Raw genomic sequence first — 3,736 nt, 5'->3', positions numbered from 1 at the left:
CTGCACACCCGCCACGCTGACATCCCAATCGGCCACTTGCACCGCCGTCTTGGCGATGTCCGAGCCCTGATCGCCAATCGGCGTGACGCAACCGATGACCACGTCATCGACCTGGCTGGTGTCGAGCGACGTGCGCTGCTGCAGTGCGGTCAACAGACCGGCCAGCAGATTCACCGGTTTGACGCTGTGCAAAGCGCCATCGGGTTTGCCTTTGCCACGCGGCGTGCGCAGCGCATCGAATATCAAAGCCTGGGTCATGACGTCCTCGAACCTGTGCGGTGAGTGATTGCTCGTACCTCCACTCTTGGCCCGGACGCTCATGGATTCAATGACCACAGTGCTCAATGGCGTTGACGCACACGCTCAGACGGACGGTCATTGAACAGCGGGTGAACCGGTTCAGGTGCGCGAGTTGTCTAGCCAGCGGGCGGCAAAGAAGCTGGCAAAACGCCTCATGCCTTTTTAAGCACATTCAGCAGCAAGTTCATATGAAATGGATCTAAGCCAAGCGTGACGCGGGCCCTAAGGTAGAACATGTACGTCATGGTCGTCGGGTTTTGCCGAGGCCGACGTTCTTCAACAGGAAGTGCAGCGTTTGCCGTCATGGATATGCAGGCAAACATCAGGAAATAACAATAAAGGCGGTCAAGCCATGTTCAAACAACCAAAAGTTCGTCAAGCAGGGCTCATTCTTTTCGCCACGACGCTGTTGCTGATTTTGCCGAACCTGACCAAGGTCATTGGCTGAATCAAGCAATCGGCGCCCGTCATCGCCCATTAAAAATGTGCGTGGCCCGCTATCCGGGCCAGCATGGCTGTGCCAACCTTTGTGCACTTCCACGACATGGACGGCGATCATTTGAAGAATCTCATTGCGTTCGGGGCCTTGCTGCTGAGCCTGCCCTTATCTGCCGCTCAGTTGGATCTGCAACTGGGCGCCCACACCCGCACCTGGCAGACCGAGGAGCTGCTCAAGCATCCTCTAGTGCAAACCCTGACGATCAAAAACGATGTGTCCTACAAAAAGGACATGACCTATCGCGCCGTGCCCGTGGCCGCGCTGCTGACCGGCATCAAACCTGACGATCATCTGCAAGCGGTAGCGCTGGACGGGTTTGCCGCCGAGCTGGCGGCCGCGCCGTTGCTCAATAGCAAAGGTGCACGGGCCTGGCTGGCCATTGAAGACCCGGCGCAGCCGTGGCCGCCGCTGTCGGCGGGCAAGCACAGTGCTGGACCGTTTTATCTGGTATGGACGGATCCGCAGGCCGGTCATATCAGCCCGGAGCAGTGGCCGTTCGAAGTGGCGAGCATCAAGCGCATGGCTCCGGTGGCGGAGCGCTTTCCGGCGCTGTTGCCCGATGCCAAGCTGAAAGCAGATGACCCGGTGAATCAGGGGTTCGCCCTGTTTCAGAAAAACTGTCTGGCCTGTCACCGCCTGAACGGTGCGGGGGATGCGCAGTTCGGGCCGGATCTGAATATTCCGTATAACCCGACGGAGTACTTCGGCGCGGATTTCCTCAAGCGGTATATCCGCGATCCGCAGAGTTTGCGCCAATGGCCGCAGGCGAAGATGCCGGGGTTCTCGGCAGATGTGTTGCCGGAGAACGATCTGCAGTTGCTGATCGGCTATTTGCAACACATGGCCGGGCGCAAGGTTAAGCCATAAGCAATGGGGTGTTATCACTGACCGCTTCGCTGGCAAGCCCCACAGGTTATCCGCCGACTCTGAAGCCGCGGTAATCCTGTGAGAGCTGGCTTGCCAGCGATAGCGGTATTGCAGTTATTGCTGTTGCACGGAGATAACCGGCGCCGGGGTGGGCGACACGAACACCTTCGCATGCATCTGTTCACAGCCCCCGCCCCGACGCATCCCGCGTACCGGGCAGGCGTCCAGGTAATCGAGGCCTACCGCCAGTTTCAGGTGACGCTCAGGGCGCGCCAGTTCATTGGTCACGTCAAAGCTGTACCAGGCGTCATCCAGCCAGGCTTCTGCCCAGGCATGGCTGGCCAGATGCTCGCAATCCTCGCTGTACAGATAACCCGACACATAACGTGACGGCACCCCGAGACTGCGCGCGCAGGCCAGAAACGCGTGGGTATGGTCCTGACACACGCCAGCACGTCCGGCAAACGCATCCGCAGCCCGCGTGTCGACTTCGGTGGAGCCCGGCGTGTAAGTCATGTGTTGATTCAAACCGTGCATCAGATCAATCAGCGCCGTGCGATCACGCCGCTGCTTGCAGGTTTTCGCCGCAAACGCACGCAACGCCTCGTCCGCCTCGGTCAACCGGGTAAAACGCAGGAACGGCAGCGCCGACTGACTCTCATGTTCGGCCTCGCGCAATTCGTCGATATCGACCTGCCCTCGCGCGCCGATGATGATCGCTTCATGCGGCTCGTCCATGGTCAGCACGTGCAGGATGTTGCCGAACGGATCGAGTTGCGCACGCACCGGACGCGGCAGGTCGAGCTGCCAACTGAGTACATGCTGGCGCTCGCTGTCGTGGGGGGTCAGCCGCAGGTACTGGATGCTCGCCCGCACCTGATCTTCGTAGTGATAGGTGGTCTCGTGGCTAATGGAAAGTCTCATGCAGCCTCCAGGTAGGAACTGTGAATGGCGTTGCCCAACTGGCGCACCAGCGGGATGAATTCGGTCAGCCACGCGTGCAGGCCTTCCTCGAGAATTTCGTTGATGCCGGTGTAGCGCAGACGTGCGTCCATTTCCGCCGCCAGCCGTTGCGCCGGTCGACCATTGGCGCCGGGCAATTGCGCGAGGATCTGGTCGATCTCCTCGGTGCACGCACGCAGCGAACGCGGCACATCGGCGCGCAGCAGCAGCAACTCGGCGACATGCCGGGCGCCGGGGGCATCGCGGTAGATTTCGGTGTAGGCCTCGAACGACGACAAGGCCCGCAGCAATGCACTCCACTGGTAATACGCGTGGGCGGTGCCGTCGCTGACCGCTTCGGCCTGATCCCCGGCCATTTCATAACGCGCATCGAGCAGACGCAGCGTGTTGTCGGCGCGCTCGATAAACGTGCCCAGACGAATAAAGCGAAACGCATCGTTACGCATGATCGTGCCGTAGGACGCACCACGGAACAGGTGCGAACGCTCCTTGATCCACTCGCAGAAACGGCTCATGCCATAGCGGCTCAGGCCTTGTTCGGCGATCCCGCGAATTTCCAGCCAGGTGGCGTTGATGTTTTCCCACATGTCGGCGGTGATGCGCCCACGCACCGCATGGGCACTGGCCCGCGCTGCACCGAGGCAACTGTAGATACTTGCCGGGTTGGCCGCATCGAGGGCGAAAAAGTGCAACAGGCGTTCGGCGTGCAGTTCGCCGTGACGCTCCAGGTAATCGTCGAGGGTGCCGGTGATCAACAGCGGCATGGCCAATTCGTGCAGACCATCGCCGCGACCGTCCTGCGGCATCAGCGACAACGAGTAACTGACGTCGAGCATCCGCGCGAGGTTTTCCGCCCGCTCCAGGTAACGCGACATCCAATACAGATCCGAGGCAGTTCTACTTAACATGGCAAGCTTCCTTCAATCCTCGACCACCCAGGTGTCCTTGGTTCCGCCGCCCTGGGAGGAATTCACCACCAGGGAGCCTTCGCGCAGGGCAACACGGGTTAAACCGCCGGGCACAACCCGGGTTTCGCGACCGGACAAGACAAATGGCCGCAGGTCGATATGGCGCGGCGCAATGCCGTTTTCGACAAAGGTCGGACAG

5 protein-coding genes and 1 pseudogene are annotated in these 3,736 nt (G+C 60.4%); 1 reads left to right on the top strand and 5 read right to left on the bottom strand.

Going from position 1 to position 3,736, the window contains the following annotated elements:
- Both DBR24_RS33155 and DBR24_RS31090 read right to left on the bottom strand, forming a co-directional pair.
- Nucleotides 1-258: pseudogene (locus tag DBR24_RS33155) on the bottom strand (acetyl-CoA C-acyltransferase); the annotation flags it as partial.
- Between the two features lie 364 nt (nt 259-622).
- Entirely contained in the window at nt 623-859 is a 237-nt protein-coding gene (locus tag DBR24_RS31090; protein WP_177490651.1) for a hypothetical protein, read from the bottom strand.
- Between DBR24_RS31090 and DBR24_RS21365 the strand changes: the two genes are divergently transcribed.
- The gene (locus DBR24_RS21365; RefSeq protein WP_128615740.1) at nt 845-1,666 is read left to right on the top strand and encodes a cytochrome c; all 822 of its coding nucleotides are present in this window, start codon (nt 845-847) and stop codon (nt 1,664-1,666) included. The genes DBR24_RS31090 and DBR24_RS21365 overlap by 15 nt on opposite strands.
- A gap of 114 nt (nt 1,667-1,780) precedes the next feature.
- Here the strand turns inward: DBR24_RS21365 and DBR24_RS21360 are convergent, their stop codons facing one another.
- The 3 genes from DBR24_RS21360 to DBR24_RS21350 form a co-directional block, all read right to left on the bottom strand.
- Nucleotides 1,781-2,590 (bottom strand): transglutaminase family protein, encoded by an 810-nt coding sequence (locus tag DBR24_RS21360; RefSeq protein ID WP_123467354.1) that lies wholly within the window; start codon nt 2,588-2,590, stop codon nt 1,781-1,783.
- A complete protein-coding gene (locus tag DBR24_RS21355; RefSeq protein WP_123467356.1) occupies nt 2,587-3,537 on the bottom strand; it encodes an alpha-E domain-containing protein in 951 nt (316 codons plus the stop codon). The genes DBR24_RS21360 and DBR24_RS21355 overlap by 4 nt, the downstream gene beginning before the upstream one ends.
- Nucleotides 3,538-3,549: 12 nt before the next feature.
- Nucleotides 3,550-3,736: circularly permuted type 2 ATP-grasp protein (locus tag DBR24_RS21350; RefSeq protein WP_371921337.1), on the bottom strand; the 187-nt coding region annotated here is incomplete at its 5' end.

Origin of the sequence: Pseudomonas sp. HMWF006, from assembly GCF_003061205.1 — a bacterium.
Classification (GTDB): Bacteria; Pseudomonadota; Gammaproteobacteria; order Pseudomonadales; family Pseudomonadaceae; genus Aquipseudomonas; species Aquipseudomonas monsensis.
This window is presented reverse-complemented; position numbering and strand designations above follow the sequence as displayed.

Excerpts from the sequence above, each read along its gene's own strand:
- DBR24_RS21365 (WP_128615740.1), top strand. The coding sequence starts at position 845 with ATGGACGGCGATCATTTGAAGAATCTCATTGCGTTCGGGGCCTTGCTG.
- DBR24_RS31090 (WP_177490651.1), bottom strand. The coding sequence starts at position 859 with ATGATCGCCGTCCATGTCGTGGAAGTGCACAAAGGTTGGCACAGCCAT.
- DBR24_RS21360 (WP_123467354.1), bottom strand. The coding sequence starts at position 2,590 with ATGAGACTTTCCATTAGCCACGAGACCACCTATCACTACGAAGATCAG.
- DBR24_RS21355 (WP_123467356.1), bottom strand. The coding sequence starts at position 3,537 with ATGTTAAGTAGAACTGCCTCGGATCTGTATTGGATGTCGCGTTACCTG.